This is a genomic window from Halomonas sp. SIMBA_159, from assembly GCF_046536035.1.
Taxonomy (GTDB): domain Bacteria; phylum Pseudomonadota; class Gammaproteobacteria; order Pseudomonadales; family Halomonadaceae; genus Vreelandella; species Vreelandella venusta_A.
The window spans coordinates 1-548 of record NZ_JAWJBT010000083.1; the positions used below are offsets into that span (position 1 = coordinate 1).

Here is a 548-nt window from a genome sequence, read left to right on the forward strand (position 1 = left end):
CGCGGTGATGAGGCGTGAGGGCCGGGATTCGCCGCTGGGGGAGGTCATGCTGGAGCAGCCGTTCCGGGGGCAGAGGAAGGTGCGGTCCGTGCTGGCCTTGATGACGCAGATGCAGCATCCCGCGTCCGGCCGTTTCGTCAAGGTTACACCACTACGGCAGAAACCGGAAGCGAAACACGACCTTTTGGTGCTGATGAGCCGCCAAGAGCCGGTGCCGGAGCCTTCGGATACCGTCCGGATGAAGCGGAAGAACCTGTACCAGCCCAAGTTGTGGGAGGGGCTGGATACCGGGGGTGTGGTTTTCCCGAACCACGGGGTCGATTCGCGGGGCTACGTCTGGCGGGTGACGCTGCCGCTGTCGCTCGGTGGGGCGAAGGATGCTCGAGAAGTGCCGCGGGACGAGCTGGCGGAGATGCTGGCACCGGAGCAGTGGGTGCGGTGCGCCGTGCAGGCCCGCGAAACCGAGCACATGGCCCCCCGGTTCGTGGTGCAGCTCCGGCCGCGGACCGGGAAGCGGGCGGCGCTCACCGTGGACGTGCTCAAGCTCG

General features: G+C 67.5%; 1 protein-coding gene. It reads left to right on the top strand.

Annotated elements, in window-relative coordinates:
- Positions 1-46 precede the first annotated feature (46 nt).
- On the top strand, positions 47-548 hold a 502-nt coding region (locus tag R0J87_RS18450; protein WP_498887990.1), incomplete at its 3' end, for a hypothetical protein.